The sequence below is a fragment of the Ruegeria sp. AF2 genome (assembly GCF_056542025.1).
This window is the reverse complement of record NZ_JBQFZC010000001.1, coordinates 79,095-98,123: the sequence shown is the minus strand read 5'-3', so window position 1 is coordinate 98,123 and position 19,029 is coordinate 79,095. Positions and strand designations below refer to the sequence as shown.

The 19,029-nt window shown below is 57.7% G+C and carries 16 protein-coding genes; 7 read left to right on the top strand and 9 right to left on the bottom strand.

The annotated features are described in order from the left end of the window. The 5 genes from ACR0NM_RS00440 to ACR0NM_RS00420 form a co-directional block, all read right to left on the bottom strand. Positions 1 to 939 (bottom strand): nickel/cobalt transporter, encoded by a 939-nt coding sequence (locus ACR0NM_RS00440; RefSeq protein ID WP_480612719.1) that lies wholly within the window; start codon positions 937 to 939, stop codon positions 1 to 3. Then, a complete protein-coding gene (locus ACR0NM_RS00435; protein WP_170511583.1) occupies positions 924 to 1,571 on the bottom strand; it encodes a DUF1007 family protein in 648 nt (215 codons plus the stop codon). The genes ACR0NM_RS00440 and ACR0NM_RS00435 overlap by 16 nt, the downstream gene beginning before the upstream one ends. 69 nt (positions 1,572 to 1,640) lie before the next feature. After that, positions 1,641 to 2,441, bottom strand: coding sequence for a thioesterase family protein (locus tag ACR0NM_RS00430; RefSeq protein WP_170397449.1), 801 nt, complete (start codon positions 2,439 to 2,441; stop codon positions 1,641 to 1,643). A 15-nt stretch (positions 2,442 to 2,456) separates the two neighbouring features. Next, positions 2,457 to 3,692 carry an acyl-CoA dehydrogenase family protein gene (locus ACR0NM_RS00425; protein ID WP_480612717.1) on the bottom strand — a complete coding sequence of 412 codons (1,236 nt, stop codon included), beginning with the start codon at positions 3,690 to 3,692 and terminating at the stop codon, positions 2,457 to 2,459. 222 nt (positions 3,693 to 3,914) lie between these two features. Next, positions 3,915 to 4,271: a hypothetical protein gene (locus tag ACR0NM_RS00420; RefSeq protein ID WP_170404458.1), complete on the bottom strand. Its 357-nt coding sequence runs from the start codon at positions 4,269 to 4,271 to the stop codon at positions 3,915 to 3,917. Between the two features lie 176 nt (positions 4,272 to 4,447). Here ACR0NM_RS00420 and ACR0NM_RS00415 point away from each other — a divergent pair, with 176 nt between their 5' ends. From ACR0NM_RS00415 to ACR0NM_RS00405, 3 genes are all read left to right on the top strand, one after another. After that, on the top strand, positions 4,448 to 5,281 hold the full coding sequence (locus tag ACR0NM_RS00415) for a bifunctional allantoicase/(S)-ureidoglycine aminohydrolase (RefSeq protein WP_480612715.1): 834 nt from the start codon (positions 4,448 to 4,450) through the stop codon (positions 5,279 to 5,281). 102 nt (positions 5,282 to 5,383) lie between these two features. Next, on the top strand, positions 5,384 to 5,707 hold the full coding sequence (locus ACR0NM_RS00410) for a hypothetical protein (RefSeq protein WP_170397457.1): 324 nt from the start codon (positions 5,384 to 5,386) through the stop codon (positions 5,705 to 5,707). Between the two features lie 54 nt (positions 5,708 to 5,761). Beyond that, entirely contained in the window at positions 5,762 to 6,751 is a 990-nt protein-coding gene (locus ACR0NM_RS00405) for a type I glyceraldehyde-3-phosphate dehydrogenase (protein WP_480612713.1), read from the top strand. A gap of 39 nt (positions 6,752 to 6,790) precedes the next feature. On the opposite strand, the gene ACR0NM_RS00400 is transcribed toward ACR0NM_RS00405, so the two are convergent. From ACR0NM_RS00400 to puuE, 3 genes are all read right to left on the bottom strand, one after another. Then, positions 6,791 to 8,218, bottom strand: a complete 1,428-nt coding sequence (locus ACR0NM_RS00400; RefSeq protein ID WP_480612711.1) for a nucleobase:cation symporter-2 family protein — start codon at positions 8,216 to 8,218, stop codon at positions 6,791 to 6,793. A gap of 67 nt (positions 8,219 to 8,285) precedes the next feature. Next, positions 8,286 to 8,771, bottom strand: coding sequence for an ureidoglycolate lyase (locus ACR0NM_RS00395; protein WP_480612709.1), 486 nt, complete (start codon positions 8,769 to 8,771; stop codon positions 8,286 to 8,288). Next, positions 8,768 to 10,186, bottom strand: a complete 1,419-nt coding sequence (gene puuE / locus ACR0NM_RS00390) for an allantoinase PuuE (RefSeq protein ID WP_480612707.1) — start codon at positions 10,184 to 10,186, stop codon at positions 8,768 to 8,770. Before puuE ends, ACR0NM_RS00395 begins: the two co-directional genes overlap by 4 nt. A 163-nt stretch (positions 10,187 to 10,349) precedes the next feature. On the opposite strand from puuE, the gene uraH reads away from it, so the two are divergent. Then, positions 10,350 to 10,706 (top strand): hydroxyisourate hydrolase, encoded by a 357-nt coding sequence (uraH, locus tag ACR0NM_RS00385; RefSeq protein ID WP_480612704.1) that lies wholly within the window; start codon positions 10,350 to 10,352, stop codon positions 10,704 to 10,706. 2 nt (positions 10,707 to 10,708) lie between these two features. Here uraH and ACR0NM_RS00380 read toward each other — a convergent pair whose 3' ends face one another. Further along, entirely contained in the window at positions 10,709 to 11,623 is a 915-nt protein-coding gene (locus ACR0NM_RS00380) for a LysR family transcriptional regulator (protein ID WP_170511345.1), read from the bottom strand. A 95-nt stretch (positions 11,624 to 11,718) separates the two neighbouring features. Between ACR0NM_RS00380 and ACR0NM_RS00375 the strand changes: the two genes are divergently transcribed. From ACR0NM_RS00375 to ACR0NM_RS00365, 3 genes are all read left to right on the top strand, one after another. Then, entirely contained in the window at positions 11,719 to 12,942 is a 1,224-nt protein-coding gene (locus ACR0NM_RS00375; RefSeq protein WP_480612702.1) for a urate hydroxylase PuuD, read from the top strand. Positions 12,943 to 13,095: 153 nt separating this feature from the next. Continuing rightward, positions 13,096 to 14,901 carry a BamA/TamA family outer membrane protein gene (locus tag ACR0NM_RS00370; protein WP_170511451.1) on the top strand — a complete coding sequence of 602 codons (1,806 nt, stop codon included), beginning with the start codon at positions 13,096 to 13,098 and terminating at the stop codon, positions 14,899 to 14,901. Beyond that, complete coding sequence (locus ACR0NM_RS00365) at positions 14,901 to 18,983, top strand: translocation/assembly module TamB domain-containing protein (RefSeq protein ID WP_480612700.1); 4,083 nt, start codon at positions 14,901 to 14,903, stop codon at positions 18,981 to 18,983. Before ACR0NM_RS00370 ends, ACR0NM_RS00365 begins: the two co-directional genes overlap by 1 nt. Positions 18,984 to 19,029 lie beyond the last annotated feature (46 nt).

The following is a 19,029-nucleotide window of genomic DNA, read 5'->3' as shown; positions in this document are numbered from 1 at the left end:
CTACAAGGCCCGCAGTAGCAGCCCGCTTGCAATCACGGCGATGATAAGACCCGCAACCAGTTCGATGGTCGGGGCCAGTACCGATGCAAAGCGCGTAGCCGAGGCTGAGGCCAGCAACCCGCCGCGCAACCCAAAGGATGTCCAACCGACCAAAGTGGTGACGGTTGCGGTGCCTAAAGCCATGGCGAATGCGCCCGCGATGCCGACCATTGCGATACCCATCTGCCATGTCAGGATCAGCACGAATAACGCGCCGGTACAGGGGCGTGCGGCTATACCAGCGATCAGGATCAACGCCTCGCGCAAGCTGCCGACCTGAGCGACTTCTTCGGCCGTCGGGCCGTGGCGGTGGCCGCAGTCAGCGCAAACCTCGTGGTCGTGATGATGGTGGTCGTGATCATGCGCATGGTGATGGTGGTCGTGCGTTTGAGAGGCCTGGTTTTTGTGACGCCGCGCAAAACTGCGGATGGCGCGAAAAACCAGCCACAGGCCTATAGCGGCAATTGCGCCGTAGCTGATCGGTGCCATGACCTGTTCGGTCGTGCCTACAAGCGACTCGCGTGACATTTGGAATACCAATACCCCGGCATAAACCAGCACAACCGCCGTCACTGCTTGCCCTAGGCTCGACAGGACACTGATTGCAGAAAGTCGCCAAAACGCAACACGACGGCCAAGCCCATATCCTCCGATCAGAACCTTGCCATGACCCGGTCCGATGGCATGAAAAAACCCATATGCAAAACAGACCGTCAGTAGCGTTGCCACAGCTTCGGGCTGCTCGGCGCGTGCTGCGCGCAGGGCGCGGGCGATCTGGTTCTGGAATTCGCGCTGCTCTCCAGCAGCCCAAGCGGCCAGATGGTCAAAACCACCGCTGCCCCAGAACCACAGCAGCACCCCGCAGGCGATGGCAACGGGAACGATCAGGTATTTGGACATGAAAGCCGAATCTCGGTTGCGAATTTCTCACCGACCAGAGGGATATCGTTTTCTTCAAGGTCATACTCGGCATCCAGCGTCAGCAAAAAAGCCTGCATCTGGGCCAGTTCGTTGTCGATATCCGGATCGCTGCGTTCGATATTGCAGGTCGTGGGGCCTGAAACCAGAACCGGGCGGGTCACTTCGTATGCGGTATAAAAGCTCTCATCAAAGGCTTTGATCGACAGCGCATCCGCGGGAACGGGGTCTCCTTCGATCGCGCGCAGATGTGTGGTCACGATGCGGGCATCCTCGGTCGTGGCCTGCGGCTCAAGCGGGCCAGAGAGCGGGATCACATTTTCGCCCATGCGGATGACCAGATCGCCATTGTAACCTTCGACCCACTGCGCGTCGAAGCCACTTAGAAACTGCTCTTCGGCCTCGGTCAGCACGCCATCTGCATCCTGATCCAGTCGCATGTCTTCGAGAACCAGCAATGAATAGAACTCATCATAGGCCCAGGTCACACGCACATGGGTCAGGTTGCCTGCGTCATCGACCATGAACTCTAGCCCCGTGTCGATAAAAACATGGGGATGAGCCAGTGCCGGTATCGGCAGAAGGCAGGTCAAGGAGAAGGCAAGCCAGCGCATGTTGCAAAGATAGAATGCGCAGCGGGTATCGGCAATCCGACTAAACACCAGGCTGCAGAATCCCGCCATTTACTCCGGCGGGAACAAGACCAATGTCTGCAAAGCCGTCCCAACTGGCCCCTGCGTATCAAAAAGAACTGACTGCGACATACCGATCCCCGAGGGTTGCCAGTGCGAGATCGAGTCAGAGGCCAGCCAGTCCGAGACAGGCTCGCGGTGGACTTGCACAGTCAGGTCGGTATTCATGAAACCCATCTCAGATGTGGGCGCGTTCCACGATATGCCATTGCCGCAATCCGCAAGCGGGCAGAGCGCTTGGATCGGCGATGGGTCCTCTCCTTCCAGCAAGGCAGGTGTGCGCATCCAGACGGTTTTCGGACCTGCCCCTTGCTTGCCATCAGCGGGATAGCCGATCTGGGAGTGATGGGCAAAACCGGGCAACTGATGGCGCATCTCACCGATCGGAAACGGGCCATCGACCATATCTTCGACCCTGGGCGCGGGCAGTTCGACATTAGGCACGGCCCCAAGGTCTTTGCGCACCATATGCATGGTTGTGGCGGTGGCGCAAAGCGTGTCGTCCAGATCATGTACGGTGACCCGTGTGGTCGCCAGCGTCTTGGTATGGCGTGTCGTCTCTGCCGCGACTCGCAAACCAGCCAGAGGCAATGGACGCAGCAGATCGACGGTCAACCGGGTCAACATCTTCTCAGGGCCAACTTCGGTTTCTGCCGCCCGCACGATCAATCCGCTGACTGGCCCAGCATGGCAATGATCGGCTGACCAAGGCCCGCGCGCGGGGTCATTTCCGACAAACACACCCTGCGCATTTTGGTGGAAATACGCCTTCCCCAACACATCCGATGTCATTGTGGTTCTGTCGCCTCAGACTTTTTCCTGCGTGTATTTCTTCAACTCGGCACGCGCGACCTGACGGCGATGCACGGCGTCAGGACCATCCGCCAGGCGCAGCGTACGCACATGGGTCCATGCATTTGCCAAGGGCGTATCCTGACTGATCCCCTGTGCGCCGAACATTTGCACGGCCTCATCGATCACCTTCAGCGCGACCTTGGGCGCAACGACCTTGATCTGGCTGATCCATGGGGCCGCCGCCCGTGCATCGCCCTGATCCATGTACCAGGCGGCCTTGAGGCACAGCAAACGGGCCATTTCGATCTCCATCCGACATTCGGCGATGATGTCGTAGTTTGCCCCCAGCTGCGCCAGTTTCTTCCCAAACGCCTGGCGCTGTAGTGAACGCTTGCACATCTGCTCCAGCGCAGACTCGGCCTGACCAATCGCGCGCATGCAATGGTGAATACGGCCCGGCCCCAAGCGACCTTGCGCAATCTCGAACCCGCGCCCTTCACCCAGTAGAATGTTTTCGGCTGGGACCCGAACTTCTGTGAAACGGATGTGCATGTGTCCATGGGGCGCATCGTCGTGGCCATAGACCTCCATCGGGCGCAGCACTTCGATCCCGGGCGCGTCCGCTGGGACCACGATCATCGACTGGCGCTGGTGCTTTGGCAGATCGTCCCCGCCGGTTTTGACCATCACGATATAGACCTTGCAACGCGGATCGCCCGCCCCAGACGACCACCATTTTTCGCCGTTCAGAACATAGTCGGCCCCGTCCCGCACGCAGGACATCGAAATGTTGGTGGCATCTGATGAGGCCACATCGGGCTCGGTCATCAGATAGGCCGAGCGAATCTGCCCGTCGAGCAAAGGCTTCAGCCACTGCTCTTTCATCGCGTCTGACCCGTAGCGTTCAAACACCTCCATATTCCCCGTATCGGGCGCGGAGCAGTTGAAAACTTCGGCCCCCAAGGGCGTCTTGCCCATCTCCTCGGCGAAATAGGCGTATTCAACTGTACTGAGGCCAAAACCTTTGTCGCTGTCTGTCAGCCAGAAGTTCCAAAGCCCCGCCGCCTTGGCCTTGGCTTTCAGCCCCTCGAGAATCTCGGCCTGTCGCTCGGTATATTTCCAACGATCGCCTTTATTGATTTCTGCCTGATACTCATCTTCAAGCGGCATGACCTCGTCGTGAATCATATCTCTCACCCGCTGTAACAGGGCGCGGTTTTCCTCACGCAATCCGAAAGTCATGGTCATGTCTATTCCTTCCCTGTGGCGCAATGCGGGTCTTTGGCTTTGGTCCGAGGATGGCTTAGTGGCCATGAGCGTGTCCAGCTAAGTGACGGAACGTCATTCACGCAAATTGAGCCCGGTCCAGCATCAATGCGATGCCCAGCAGGGGGCTTGCGGTAAAATTAGCTAGAGCAAATCACAAGGGTGCAGCTGTGCTAGTTCGGGTGCTGGCCAAGGCAACGGCCTTTAAGGTGTCAGGATCCAGTTCCCATCAGCGGTCTTGCAGCGGCGCGTTCTGATATCGCGGGCCTGTGCAGCACCTTCAGGCTGCACAAAGTGCTGAAGTATAACACAATTGCCCTGAACGCTTTGCACGCGGATTGTCCCCTTCGAGCCGGTGTCCTGATTGAGCCAAGCCCTCTCCTGCCCCACGGATGGAGTGCCCGTCGACAGCAACGCGTTTGAGGTGTCGTTCAACACCTCAAAGTCAGCGGGGCTCAACCCCATTTCCGCGATGATTCGGGAAAGTGGTTTAGCCTGTGCTATTCCACCCACCCCCAGAAAAAGTGCAGCAACCAGCGCTGTGTAAACAAAGGCTTTCATCAAAGGGCCTCGCCGATTTGAATGACTTTCACGTCCATAGATATACCTCTATGCGTGTGCGGCCAAGCCCCACTTGGCCACCTTCAAATTATCCCGAACAAACCTTTCGCAAGGCGGGCGCTAGGTCCGCCCGTGAGATCGCCTCATATTGTGCCCAGACGAAGCAGAGGCATTTGATGACACATCCTAAATATTATGCACCGACAGGCGGACATCCGGGGCAAGAGCAACTGTTGACCGACCGTGCCATGTTCACCGATGCCTTTGCGGTAATCCCCAAGGGCACGATGCGCGACATCGTCACCAGCTTTCTGCCTTTCTGGGAGAATACACGTCTTTGGGTCTTATCCCGGCCTTTGAGTGGTTTTGCCGAGACATTCTCGCAATACATAATGGAGGTGCAGCCCGGTGGTGGCAGCGATACGCCCGAAACCGATCCAAATGCGCAAGGGGTGATCTTCGTGGTCGAGGGCAGCGTCACGCTGACCCTGAACGAAGCGGATCATGTTCTTGAGATCGGTGGATATGCCTATATCCCCCCGGGCAGCGACTGGACGCTGCACAACCATGGCGATTCAGTTGCCCGGTTCCATTGGGTGCGCAAGGCTTATGATGCAGTGCCCGGCCTGTCCGCCCCTGACCCGATCATCACCAATGAACGCGACGTGGTACCCAACGAAATGCCCGGCACCGAAGGCCGCTGGTCTACCACCCGCTTCACCGATCCGCAGGACCTGCGTCACGACATGCATGTCAACATCGTCAATTTCGAACCCGGTGGCGTGATTCCCTTTGCCGAAACCCATGTGATGGAACACGGCCTTTATGTGCTTGAAGGCAAGGCTGTTTACCGGCTCAATCAGGATTGGGTCGAGGTCGAGGCCGGTGACTACATGTGGCTGCGCGCTTTCTGCCCACAGGCCTGTTACGCAGGCGGACCGGGACGGTTTCGCTATCTGTTGTACAAGGATGTGAATAGGCACATGCCGTTGTCTGTACCGTCTAGGTAGCTGACGATCGGGGCTTTACCGGGTCAAGTTCTGGTAAAGGGGTTCACAGAATCGCTGGAATCTGATGAAATCAAATGAGTTTTCAGCACTGGAGATTGTTCGATGTTACTGCGCGGTACGATGATTGCACTGGTTGCCACCCTTGGCCTTTCGGCGTTCAACGCCGCCCCGGTCGCAGCCAAGGAAGAAACCAAATCCGTTTTCGTCATGAGCCGCACATGGGCGGTGACGCAGGTCTCGGACGCGCCTGTGGTTTATCGGGCGACGCGGGATAATAACAATCTGAACCCCTTTGGCCCGCCGCCACGTCTTCGCACCATCCAGGCAATGGCCGCGATACAGAAGGCGACTGGCTGCAAGGCGATCTATTCCAGCATGTATCAGAACATTTCGGGCCAGTTCTTTTCGCAGGTCAGCTGCAACTGAAATTGGTACAATACTTTGATTGAGATCGCCTGATCTGCCTGCCATAGCTTGCGCATGAAACTCGCGATCAACGGATTCGGCCGTATCGGCCGCACCATTCTGCGTCAGGTCTTAAGCCTGCCGCAGCATTCGGATGTAGAACTGGTGCTGATCAACGATATCGCACCGCTGGAAACATGCGCATACCTGTTCAAATATGACAGCACGTTTGGCCCCTATCAGGGTTCGGTCACGACCGAAGGTGAAGCACTGAATATCGATGGCCGCGTTATTCTGATGTCTCACAGCGCCGATTTGGCACAGGTCGATCTGTCCGGCGTCGATGTCATGCTCGATTGCACCGGCATCGCGCGGACATCCGACGTGGCCAGCCGGGGCTTGACTGCTGGGGCGGATAAAGTGTTGATTTCCGGCCCTTCACCCGCTGCCGAAGTCACACTGGTGCTGGGGGCAAACGAAGATCAATTGGGCAGCGCACGGATCGTTTCAAATGCATCCTGCACCACCAATGGTCTTGCACCGCTCGTCAAGCTGATTGATGACATCGGCGGGCTTGTGTCCGGGCACATGACCACCATCCACTGCTATACAAACAGCCAGCCGATGGTCGATGCGCCACGCGGGGATTTGGCCCGATCGCGCGCCGGGGCATTGTCGATGGTGCCCACGACCTCGAGCGCGACGCATTTGATTGATATCGTCTTGCCAGACCTGGCCGGTCGTATGTCGGGGGCCGCGGTGCGTGTTCCGACGGCCAGCGTATCTGCCGTTGATCTTGTCGCCTCGCTTGAACGTGGCATGAGCGCAGATCAATTCGAACAAGCGTTTCGCGACGCGGTCGCAGCTTCTGCCGTGCTGGGATGGACCGATCTGCCCTTGGTGTCATCTGATTTGCGGTCCCGCCCTGAGTCACTGGTAGTGGCGGGGCCCGAGACGCGCATGATTGGAGAGAGGCAGATCAGGGTCTTTGGCTGGTACGACAATGAATGGGGGTTTTCAGCCCGCATGCTGGATGTCGCACGCCTGATGGCGAAAGCAGGGTGATCCGCAGCGCTGAAGCACGCTGCGGATTACTTCAAGACTTCAATCGTGAGGTAGGCTACCCGCCCCGTGACCGGCCATACCCCCTGAAACCTCTTCAGTCGATTCTTCGGCCAATTCTTCTGGCAGGACCAAATTCAGTACAATGGCGATCAGCGCTGCGGGCAGCAGGCCGCTGGTCATCAGGATACGAAGTGTATCAGGTAGGTGCTGAACCGCGCCTGGCTCCAGCTGCAACCCAAGACCGATCGACAGCGAAATCGCAAAGATCACCATGTTGCGACGGTTCCAATCCACGTCTGACAGCATCGAGATACCTGCCGCGACCACCATGCCGAACATGACGATCACACCACCGCCCAGCACTTCGATAGGCACGGTGCGGATAATTGCCCCGACTTTTGGCACAAGGCCACACAGGATCAGGAAGATAGCTCCACAGGTCACGACATGGCGGCTCATGACGCCCGTCATCGCAATCAAACCGACATTCTGGCTGAAGGACGTATTGGGAAACCCGCCAAACATACCGGCAATCGCTGTTCCGAAACCATCGGCATAGGTCGCGCCAGCGATTTCCTTGTCGGTTGCTTCGCGACCTGCACCACCTTTGGTGATACCCGATACGTCTCCGACGGTCTCGATGGCCGAGACAAAAGACATCAGACAAAAGCCGATCACGGCGGCCAGAGAGAACTCAAACCCATATTTGAACGGTACGGGCAGAGCAAAAGCTGAGGCGCGTGACCAACTTGTGCCAATGGCCTCGAACGTCACCATCCCGACCATCAGGGCATAGACGTAGCCGATGGCCAAACCAACCAGTACGGCAGACACCGACAGCATACCGCGTGCAAAGAACTTGAGGCCAAGCGTCACAACAACCACAACCAAAGCTGCCGACCAGTTAAGCAGCGATCCGTATTCCGAGGTGCCAATCGCAGGCACGCCACCGGCCGCGTATTGAATACCGACCTTGACCAGCGCCAAACCGATCATTGTTACGACAAGTCCGGTGACCAGCGGCGGAAGCGCAAACCGTATCTTGCCTATGAAGAGGCCAAGAAAGGCATGAAACAAGCCGCCAACCAGGACACCACAAAACAGCGCCCCTAAGGCATCCACGCCTTTTCCGGCGACCAGAGGGATCATGATGGGCAAAAACGCAAAGCTCGTTCCTTGTACAATCGGCAGAGCCGCTCCGACCGGGCCAATCGTGATAGTCTGCAGCAGTGTCGCAAGCCCTGCAAACAGCATTGACATCTGGATCAGGTACAGCAGTTCGGGAAAATCCGGGGAGTTCGACCCAAATCCAAACCCGGCAGCACCCGCCACGATGATGGCCGGTGTCACGTTCGAGACGAACATCGCCAATACGTGCTGAATGCCCAGCGGTATCGCCTTGTGCAAGGCGGGTGTGAAGTTCGGGTCCCGAAGCTGTTCAGGCGTCCCTATCGAAGTTTCAGCCATGATCTCATTGTCCTCCCTAAGATCCAATGGGGTTCTTACCGCTTCTCCGGCGGCTTCGGTTCTGGTTTCAGCGGTTGACCACCTCGTACGGTGTGCTGAACCAGTATTCCTCCAAGTTCGGGCCTTCCCCGATCCGATCAACGACTGCGAACAGACCGGGTCCATGCAAGGGTGTCAGAACTCCGTGCCATGTTCCCCGGTGATAGTTCACCGCCTGTCCCGGCTGTGTAATGAACGCGCGAGGACGACCCGGTTGCCCCTCCTCATCCGGGGCGACGATCACGAGAAAGGGCTGGTGAGTCATCGGAATGAACGCCTGGCTGCCGTCAGGATGACGCTCAACCATCTCTAGCTGATAAGGCAGTTCGCGTGGGTTTGCATTGAACAGGCTGATGCCCGCGTGGGCATCACCGAAATCCAGCCTTGCCCGATCATGATACCGCCCGCACTGGCCCTGGTTGATGATCTTGTCGGCCTCACCTGATACATCAATCAGATCACCAAAGGGTGCGAAAGCTTCGGCCGAGATCGGTTCAGCGACAATCCGTGTCATGAGGGCAGCACATCGCGAAGACGGAACTCGGCAATCCGCTCGACCTGTCGGCAGGCCTCGGCGAACTCGGTTTCGCGATCCTGTTCGATGCGCCGTTCGAATGCGTTTAGGATCGACGCTTTGTTGTGGTCCCGTACGGCAATGATGAACGGAAAGCCGAATTTTTCCGTATAGCACTGGTTCAGTTCGGTGAAGGTGGCGCGTTCCTCATCCGTCAGCGCATCAAGCCCTGCCGAGGCTTGCTCGGACGTGCTTTCCTGTGTCAGCCGCTTAGCCTGCGCCAGTTTGCCTGCCAGATCAGGGTGGGCCGTCAAAACGCCCAACCGTTCCTCGGTTGAGGCGGACCGGAACATGCGGGTCAAAGCATTGTGTAATCCGCCTGCCGTGTCATGCGCCGCGCCCAATTCCAGATCATAGGCGCGCTCGGCGATCCAAGCGGAATGCTCGAAGATACCTCCATACGCAGAGACGAATTCTTCGCGGCCCATTTGCGAGGGTTGTGGACGCTCAGCCGCCGGGTGCTTTTCGGCCCAATGCTCGGCAATCTGCAATCGCGTCGCGAACCACACGTCCGAGAACCCGCGCGCGTAATCCAGAAACCGTTTCAGCGCCATGACGCGTCCCGGTCGCCCGATCAGGCGACAGTGCAAACCGATCGACAGCATCTTGGGTGCACCAGCCTCGCCTTCCGCATAAAGCGCATCGAAACTGTCTTTCAGATATGAATAGAACTGATCCCCGGCGTTGAACCCCTGTAGCGTCGCAAAGCGCATGTCGTTGCAATCCAGCGTGTAGGGAACAATCAACTGATCCCGACCACCGGTTTGCATCCAGTAGGGTAGATCGTCTGCATAGGTATCGGCAACATAAGCAAAGCCACCTTCCTCGGCGACCAGACGCACGGTGTTGTCCGAACAGCGCCCAGTGTACCAGCCGCGCGGGCGATCCCCTACGACTTCGGCATGCAGACGGATCGCTTCGGCGATTTGGGCCCGTTCTTCCGCCTCGGGCATATCCTTGTGCTCGACCCATTTCAGGCCATGGCTGGCAATCTCCCACCCTGCCGATTTCATCGCCGCAACCTGATCTGGCGAACGCGCTAACGCGGTAGCGACACCATAAACGGTGATCGGTAGGTCTTTCATCAGGCGATGCAGGCGCCAGAACCCCGACCGCGAGCCATATTCATAGATCGATTCCATGTTCCAATGACGCTGGCCCGGCCACTGCGCCGCCCCAACGATCTCGGACAAGAACGCCTCGGACGCAGCGTCCCCGTGCAGGACACAGTTCTCGCCGCCTTCTTCGTAGTTCAACACAATCTGCACAGCCAGTTTTGCACCGCCGGGCCATGCGGCGTCAGGTGGGTTGGCTCCGTATCCGATCATATCGCGGGGGTAACGAGGCGGCTGCATAGGGTCTTCCAGTCCGATTAGGTGTTTTGACAGCTTTACCGCAGAAACGGTCTATTGATTATCAAATCAATCCGAACACTGTTTCCAGTTCTTTCGGCATTTCAACCATTTTGCGGTTTGGCCCAGACTGTGGCACACCAAAAGAGACACATAGGAGAGACCCTTGGCTGGCTATCTGACAACCCACGTTCTCGACACGGCGCGCGGCTGCCCCGCTGAGGGATTGAAAATCGCGCTCTACAAAGTGTCAGGGAACTCGCACCGTAAACTGGTCGAGATGGAAACCAACGCGGATGGCCGAACCAATAGCCCGATCTTACCGCAGAACGACTTTAAAACCGGCACTTATGAGCTGATATTCTTCGCCGGAGATTACCTGCGCGCGACGGGTCAGGATGGCGATGATCCTCTGTTTCTGGATCAGGTGCCGATCCGCTTTGGCATGTCCGATGCGGACGCGCACTACCACGTTCCGCTGCTGTTGTCCCCCTACGGCTACTCGACCTACCGGGGCAGCTAGTCCTAGACTTCGGCGCTTCGAACCACTTTGCCGATCCGGTCAATCATGAAATCCATAAACAGCCGCGCCTTCGGGTCCTGATGGCGGCGATGCGTATACAGGCAGGCCATTTGCACGGGAACCGGAGGCGTCTTCATCGCCACCGGGATCAGCCTCCCCGCCTTCAAATGCTCTGACACCTCAAAAACGGGTTTCATGGCAATACCTTGCCCGGACAGCGCCCAATCGGTCAAAACATCACCGTCGTCACATTCATACCTGCCCGAGACAGCAAATCGTTTCGGGCCATCGGGTGTTTCCAGCATCCACTGAAACTCTGCCGCGCCGGGGAAGCGCAGGTTCAAGCATTCATGTTTGCCTGAAATCAGATCGGATCCAGCTTCGGGCATCCCACATCGGCTCACGTAATCAGGGGCCGCGCATAGCACACGCTGGCAATCCGCAATCTTGCGAATGCGCAATGTGCTGTCTTCGGGCTGACCGATGAAAAAAGCCAGATCCAAGCCTTCGGTGGTCAGATCAACCGAGCGGTCTGTCAGTCTTAGACGCACATCAATCTCAGGGTATTCTGACAGAAAATCAGGTACATGAGGCGCCAATAACCGGCGCCCGACACCTAAAGGCGCGGCAACAAACAGAGACCCGCGGGGGGCTTCGGTCAGATGCGTGACCTGGGCCTCTGCCTCATCAACTGCATCCAGAACCGCAACTGCGCCGGGGTAGAACGCCCGCCCCTGCTCCGTTGGTGTCAGGTTCCGAGTTGTGCGCTGAAACAGACGCACTCCCAGATGATCCTCCAACTGCGAAATTCGCGCCGACGTCACCGCAGGTGAAATTCTCATATCCCGCCCGGCGGCTGACATGCTGCCCAAGTCATAGACCCGGACAAAGGTTCGAATGTTGTCGAGATAGGACATCTTATCGTTTTTTTTGATACAGTTTGACAATATACGGGAATACCGAAGAAAAGCCCGTTTGCCTAGTGTGGCGCAACGCAATCGGAGACATAAGCATGTACGACTTCGCCGTGTTCTGGGATTGGATTGGTTTTGGCGTGCGCTGGTTGCACGTTATCACCGCGATTGCCTGGATCGGATCATCCTTCTACTTCATCGCGCTGGATCTTGGTTTGAACCGCGATATCCCCGGACCGGCAGACGGCGAGGAATGGCAAGTCCATGGCGGAGGATTCTATCACATCCAGAAATATCTCGTCGCTCCAGAACGTATGCCCGACCACCTGACCTGGTTTAAATGGGAAAGCTACGCCACATGGCTCAGCGGTGCCGCGCTACTGATGATCGTCTACTGGGTAGGCGGAGAGCTCTATCTGATCGATGCCCAAAGGGCGGATCTGGCGCTATGGCAAGGCATATTGATCTCGGCTGCCTCGCTGACTGTCGGTTGGCTGGTCTACGATTTTCTTTGCAAGTCGGGATTGGGCGAGCGTCCGACATTGCTGATGGTTCTTCTGTTCGTGCTGCTGGTGATTATGGGCTGGGGTTATAACCAGATATTCACCGGTCGCGCGATGATGCTGCATCTGGGGGCCTTCACGGCCACAATCATGACCGCAAATGTGTTTTTCATCATCATGCCAAACCAGCGCATTGTGGTGGACGATCTAAAGAACGGGCGCACACCTGATCCGAAATACGGCAAGATCGCCAAGCTGCGTTCGACCCACAACAACTATCTGACATTGCCGGTCGTGTTTCTGATGTTGTCGAACCACTATCCGCTGGCTTTTGCGACCGAGTACAATTGGATCATCGCCGCGCTGGTCTTCCTGATGGGTGTCACGATCCGGCACTATTTCAACACCCGCCATGCGCGCGCTGGAAACCCAACCTGGACCTGGTTGGTAACGGCTTTGCTGTTCATGACCATCATGTGGTTGTCGACTGCTTCGATGAACGACCCGTTGGAAGAGGCCGAAGCACGGCAACTAACTCCCTACGAACAGAAATTCGCATCAGCGGATGGCTTTGAAGAAGCACAGGACATAGTTCTGGGTCGCTGTTCTATGTGCCACGCGCGCGAGCCTGTCTGGGAAGGCATCCTGTGGGCACCCAAAGGTGTCCTGCTGGAAACAAAAGCTGACATTGCTCAGAACGCGCAGCAGATTTATCTGCAATCCGGCGTCACACATGCCATGCCTCCCGCGAACGTGACCTATATGGAACCTGAAGACCGGGATGCGATTGTTCGCTGGTTCCGAAATGCCGGTCTGTAGCGGATTGGCACACGAGTTTGCCAATAAAAACACCTGAACTTTGTTTAGTTCTTCCCCTAAGCGCCGTCAGATGCTCTAAATGAATTCAACACGCCGCATTCGTTTTGTTTCGCGGCCATAGCGATTTCGACTTGGGGCAGTTGGAGCCAGACAATGACAGGGAGCAGACCGCGCAGCGATCTGAGAGGCTGGCTTTTTGGTGCGTTTGTGGCCTTGTCCCCCAATCTTGCTACCGCGCTAGAAACGACCCTATCCGCCCCTGGTGCATCTGAAGATCTGGTCGACCGCTTGGAAGAGACTTCATCCATCTTCACCTCGGAATCGCGTGGTCTTGATACGTCACTGGAAATACTGTCGGCAGCTTTGTCCGACTACCGCACCATCGTTCAGATCATGTACGACGAAGGCTATTTCAGCCCCGTCGTCAGCATCAAGCTTGACGGGCAGGAAGCCGCCAAAATCAATTCGCTGAACGTTCCAGCCCAATTCAAACGGGCGACTATCCTTGTCACACCAGGGCGGAAGTTCAAGTTCGGAACGGCTGTCGTGCAACCGCTGGCACCGGGCACGGAACTGCCCGAAGAGTTCGCCACGGGTAAGACCGCGACCACCGGAGCGATCCAACAGGCGGCTTCGGCCGGGGTGCAGGGCTGGCGCGATACAGGCCATGCCAAGGCGGAAGTGGAAGATCAGAAAGTAATAGCGCGCCATGCGCAGGCACGGCTGGACGCGACAATTGATCTGGCTCCGGGGCCAAGGTTGCGGTTCGGCAAAATGATCATTCAGGGCGATACAAATGTCCGCCATCGATCGATCGAGAAAGTCGCAGGCTTCCCGTCGGGTGAGGTTTATTCGCCTGAACAGGTCCAAAAGGTTGGCACCCGCCTACGGCGCACCGGCACATTCGCTACGGTTTCGCTCAAGGAACATGAAGAACCCAACCCGGATGGCACGCTTGATTTCGACGCGACGTTTGAAGACCTGCCACCGCGCCGCCTGACCTTTGGGGCCGAGATTGCCTCGCGCGACGGGGTTGATCTTACAGCTACGTGGACCCATCGAAACGTTTTCCGGCGAGCCGAAAGGCTGCGGTTCGAGGCGGCAATCCGCAATATCGGCGGTGCCGAGGATATCGATGGGCGCATTGGTCTGCGGCTAGATCAACCTGATCGTCTGGGCCCTGACGACAATACATTCTGGAGCGCGCTGTTGGAGCGGCGCAATACCGAAAACTACAACGTCACCGTCGCCTCGCTTGCCTATGGTGCACGCCGCACATTCTCTGACCGCCTCTACGCCGAAGCCTCGGCAGGTTTCCAATGGTCGGACGCAGATGACGCCTATGGCGATGGGCGCAAGTTTCGATACTTCATTCTTCCGTTCCGGTCAGAATGGGATGAACGCGACAGCAAGGTCAGCGCGACGCGCGGTTATTATCTAGACTCGCAAGTCATGCCCTTTGTCGGGTTCTCCGGGTCGGATACCGGCCTGAGAATGTTCTTTGACGGTCGCGCCTATAACGATCTGGGCACCGCCGGTCGGCTGGTGTTGGCAGGCCGGGTGCAGTTGGGATCGGTCCTCGGACCTCCGGCAGATGGTGTGACTCCAGATTTCCTGTTCTTCTCGGGTGGTGCCGGTACAGTACGGGGTCAGCCATTTGAAAGCCTAGGTATCCCCGTCGGGGATGGTGTCGCCGGTGGCAAATCCTTTCTGGGGCTCTCAGCCGAGGTCCGAGGCAAAGTCACTGAAGCAATCTCGTTGGTTGGGTTTTATGACTACGGTGTGGTCGACACGTCCTCATTCATCGGCAGCGGCGCGGAAGAGCATTCTGGCGCGGGCCTTGGAATCCGTTATGATCTGGGCGGCTTCGGGCCCTTGCGCTTTGACCTTGCGGTGCCGGTTCAGGGCGATACGGGTGACGGGCTGCAATTCTACCTCGGGATCGGGCAAGCCTTTTGATGCGTCGCGTTGTATATCCCCTGTTGCTAAGTTCAGCAGCGATCACCGTTCCCATCGCGGCGACCGCTCAGGACGAGGGCGGCAGCATGATCGAGCAGTTTCTGCAAGATACCCTGTCCGGTGATGATCAGAATGTGCGGGTGATCGGCCTTGAAGGTGCCTTAAGTTCGCGTGCGACGATTCAGGAAATCACAGTCGCCGATGACGACGGCGTCTGGCTCACCATTAAAAACGCTGAATTGGACTGGAACCGATTGGCACTGCTGCGCGGTCGGTTCTCGGTCAACACACTATCGGCGCAGGAAATCGATGTCGCCCGCGCACCCGGTACAACAACAAAGGACGCACCGCCCCCTTCAGCCGAAACCCAACCCTTCCAACTACCTGAGCTTCCGGTTTCGATCGAAATCGGAGAGCTGCGTGTCGATGACCTTTCTTTAGGTGAGCCGCTGATCGGCGTCGCTGCCGAGCTTGCCGTGAACGGCAACCTATCGCTGGCTGATGGAACACTGGATACTACGCTGGATATCGACCGACTGGACCGCGCCGGGGACACGATTGATCTGAAAGCAGGCTTTCAGAACGACAGCCGCCAGATCGATCTGGACTTGACCGTAGCCGAAGCCTCAGGCGGGCTGATCGCAACGGCCCTGTCCATCCCCGATGCCCCGCCGCTTGAGCTGACTGCAAAAGGCTCGGGGCCGATAACGGATTTTAATGCTGATATCGGTCTAAGCAGCGATCAGCAGCTTCGCGTGTCCGGTCAGGTACGACTGCGCACCGCCGAAGAGAGTGGCAACGCCTCTGATGGAATCGCGTTTACTGCCGATGTCGGAGGCGACCTGACGCCGTTTCTGGCCGAAGAGATGGACACGTTCTTCGGTACCGACACACGGCTGTTTGTAGATGGGCGCACCCATTCTGACGGGGCGCTGGATATATCGGATATCGAGATTACCTCGGAAGCGCTGGACCTCAAAAGCGAACTCAGCCTTGCTTCGGGTGGTGTTCTGAAACTGGTCGCCCTGCAAGGTCGTATCACGCCGCCGGAAGGTGACAAGGTCGTTCTGCCCGTCAGCGGCGGCGATACGTCAATCGGCGCGGCTCAGATTTCGGCCTTGTACAATACCGAGAATGGCAATCTCTGGGACCTGAGCCTGACGACCAACAAGATTGAAACCCCCAACCTGAACCTCGATCATGCACGGATCAGCGGGCAAGGCACGCTAGATCAATCCAGCGGGCTGTCGGTCGATGGCGATCTGCAGGCTGTGCTGGCTGGCATTGATCTGACAGATGCCGCACTGAATGCCGCCGTCGGAAATCAGATCACACTGGATGGGCAGTTCGAGTACGGCAGCGACCAGACATTGCAATTGTCCGGGGTCGAACTGGTCGGCAGCGACTATACTCTAGACGCTGATGCGTTGATCAGCGGGCTTGCGACCGGGTTGCAGGTTGATGGCACGGCACTGCTGCAGGCGACCGACCTGTCGCGGTTCTCGGACCTGGCACAGCTTCAGCTTGGTGGCGAGGCATCGGTCCAGGTGGCTGGAAAGGGCTCGCCACTGGAACGCAGCTTTGACGGCAAGGTCACGGTGAATGGGCGTGATCTGGTGACCGGGCGTGACGATATTGATCCAATGATCACGGGTGAAACCGAAATCGTTCTGGATGCCAAACGCGACACCGATGGGGTAACAATTCGCGATTTCACCGTGAATGGCGACGCTCTGACAGCGCAGGCCAGCGGCACGGTCACGACGCCAAATGGCAATCTGACGATTGACGGTCAGGCCAGCGTGAACGCCCCAAATCTGGCGGTGTTCTCAGGCATCACACAGCGTGATCTGGCGGGCGCATTACAGGCCCGGCTGGATGGCAAAGGCACCGTACAGACGTTGGAATTCGACGGCCAAGCCAGCGTGATCGGAACAAATATCGAAACCGGGATGAGCGAGTTCGACCCGCTGTTGAAAGGCCGGACATCAATCAATCTGGACGGTGCGCATTCGGGCAACCAAATCGTTATTCGAAACGCCACGGTCAAAAGTGCTGCTCTTACTGCCGAGGTGGGCGCAACCATCGATGACCCCACCGGAAACATCACGGTGGATGGAAGCGCCAAGCTGAACGCCCCCGACCTGTCTTTGTTCTCCGGCCTCGCCGGGCTTGATCTGGCCGGGTCGATTGATGCCGACGTCACCGGTCGGGCCGCGCAAAGCAGCAAGGCCTTTGATATCAAAGGGAACCTGAGCGCAGACGACCTTGCCACGGGTATCCAAGCCGTAGATGCGTTGGTACAGGGACGAACCACGCTGAACGTGGATGCCGCCAACGATGATCAGGGGCTGAACATCCGCACTTTCAGTCTGAACGGAACCGCGCTGACCGCAGATGCATCGGGCCGATTGGATCGGGAGGCCGGTGGCCTCGATTTCTCGGCCATGCTGGACGACATCGGCCGTCTATCTTCGACATTGTCCGGGCCGCTCACGCTGGATGGCAACGTCGCCCCTACAGGGTCCGGTTTGGAAGGCAATGCGCGCCTGCAGGGACCAGATAGCTCGTACGCCAATTTAACCGGAACTGTAGAAACCGGTGGCACCGCGGATCTAAACTTTGACGCCCGCCTGAATCGGGTCGAACGTTTTGTGCCCGATTTCCCCGGAACCGTCGCCGCCAGTGGTACCGCCCGCCGCGACGCCGGGATGTGGACCATCGACGCAAAGGCTAATGGCCCCGCCGATATCAATACGACAGTTGCCGGGACCTTTAACGAAACCAGCGGCGAAGCGGACCTGAAGATGCAGGGCGGTGTCAACATCGGTATCGCCAATGCATTTATCTCTCCCAACAATCTGGCCGGTACTGCCCGGTTCGACCTGGCCCTGAAAGGGGCACCTGCGCTGGATGCGCTTAGCGGAACGATTTCAACATCCGGCGCGTCGATGGCCTTGCCCGATGTGGGACAGACAATCACTGGCATCGGGGGTTCCGTAAACATCGCGCAAAGCCGCGCCACGATTGCACTGCAGGGTGGGTTACGAGCGGGCGGAGGGTTTACCGTCAACGGCCCGATTGATCTGACGCCACCCTTCAACGCCCAGATAACCACAGCGCTCAACAATCTCGTGCTGACAGACAAGCTGCTCTATGAAACCACATTGAACGGTCAGATCGCCCTGACCGGGGCATTGGCCGGTAACAGTTCGCTGGCCGGGCAGATCAACTTTGGCGAAACCAACATCAATCTTGCAGCCGCCGCAGGAGCAGTCGGCGCAGCACCAATTCCGACGATCCAACACCTGAACGAAAGCCGTGCCGGTTTCGTAACGCGGGAACGCGCCAATCTGGTGGAAACCGAGGATGAGACTAAAAGCAACTCGCGCATGACGCTCGACATCGGATTGCTTGCACCCAAGGCAGTTTTTGTCCGAGGACGCGGCGTGAACGCGGAACTGGGCGGTCGCATACAAATTGGTGGAACTACAACTTCTGTTGTGCCGTCAGGCCAGATTGAGCTTATCCGAGGTAATATTGATATCCTTGGTCGCCGCCTTGCGCTGACTAAGGGTGTGGTCACCCTGCAGGGTGACCTGACGCCATATATCGAGTTTGAATCGTCCTCCAGCACCTCGGACGGCACCGCAACGATCGAGATCGCCGGGCCGCTGGACTCACCCGAGGTCGACGTATTCTCCGATCCAGAGCGCCCGACCGAGGAAGCGCTGGCCATGTTGTTATTCGGCAACCGCTTCTCGGAGCTGTCGCCTTTTGTGATCGCCCAGATGGCGGCCTCACTTGCCCAACTCAGCGGCGCGGGCGGGGATACTACCAAAGGGGTGCGCGAGGCCACGGGCCTGGACACTATCGACCTAGGCGCGACTGAGGGCGGTGGGGGCAGCCTTGGTGCGGGCGCATATCTAAGCGACAATCTCTACACCGATTTCACCGTCAATACCGAAGGTGACACCGAGGTGAATTTGAACCTCGACGTCACCGACAGCTTCACGGTGCGCGGCACGGTGGATGGCCGGGGCGAGACGGGTTTGGGTATCTTTTTCGAACGCGACTACTGAAAATAAAGGCGACCCCAAAGGGCCGCCTTTTTTCAGTTGATTGAAG

What these genes read in the sequence shown, in the direction of transcription:
- ACR0NM_RS00440 (WP_480612719.1), bottom strand. Translation starts at nt 939, where the DNA reads ATGTCCAAATACCTGATCGTTCCCGTTGCCATCGCCTGCGGGGTGCTG.
- ACR0NM_RS00435 (WP_170511583.1), bottom strand. Translation starts at nt 1,571, where the DNA reads ATGCGCTGGCTTGCCTTCTCCTTGACCTGCCTTCTGCCGATACCGGCA.
- ACR0NM_RS00430 (WP_170397449.1), bottom strand. Translation starts at nt 2,441, where the DNA reads ATGACATCGGATGTGTTGGGGAAGGCGTATTTCCACCAAAATGCGCAG.
- ACR0NM_RS00425 (WP_480612717.1), bottom strand. Translation starts at nt 3,692, where the DNA reads ATGACCATGACTTTCGGATTGCGTGAGGAAAACCGCGCCCTGTTACAG.
- ACR0NM_RS00420 (WP_170404458.1), bottom strand. Translation starts at nt 4,271, where the DNA reads ATGAAAGCCTTTGTTTACACAGCGCTGGTTGCTGCACTTTTTCTGGGG.
- ACR0NM_RS00415 (WP_480612715.1), top strand. Translation starts at nt 4,448, where the DNA reads ATGACACATCCTAAATATTATGCACCGACAGGCGGACATCCGGGGCAA.
- ACR0NM_RS00410 (WP_170397457.1), top strand. Translation starts at nt 5,384, where the DNA reads ATGTTACTGCGCGGTACGATGATTGCACTGGTTGCCACCCTTGGCCTT.
- ACR0NM_RS00405 (WP_480612713.1), top strand. Translation starts at nt 5,762, where the DNA reads ATGAAACTCGCGATCAACGGATTCGGCCGTATCGGCCGCACCATTCTG.
- ACR0NM_RS00400 (WP_480612711.1), bottom strand. Translation starts at nt 8,218, where the DNA reads ATGGCTGAAACTTCGATAGGGACGCCTGAACAGCTTCGGGACCCGAAC.
- ACR0NM_RS00395 (WP_480612709.1), bottom strand. Translation starts at nt 8,771, where the DNA reads ATGACACGGATTGTCGCTGAACCGATCTCGGCCGAAGCTTTCGCACCC.
- puuE (WP_480612707.1), bottom strand. Translation starts at nt 10,186, where the DNA reads ATGCAGCCGCCTCGTTACCCCCGCGATATGATCGGATACGGAGCCAAC.
- ACR0NM_RS00380 (WP_170511345.1), bottom strand. Translation starts at nt 11,623, where the DNA reads ATGTCCTATCTCGACAACATTCGAACCTTTGTCCGGGTCTATGACTTG.
- ACR0NM_RS00375 (WP_480612702.1), top strand. Translation starts at nt 11,719, where the DNA reads ATGTACGACTTCGCCGTGTTCTGGGATTGGATTGGTTTTGGCGTGCGC.
- ACR0NM_RS00370 (WP_170511451.1), top strand. Translation starts at nt 13,096, where the DNA reads ATGACAGGGAGCAGACCGCGCAGCGATCTGAGAGGCTGGCTTTTTGGT.
- ACR0NM_RS00365 (WP_480612700.1), top strand. Translation starts at nt 14,901, where the DNA reads ATGCGTCGCGTTGTATATCCCCTGTTGCTAAGTTCAGCAGCGATCACC.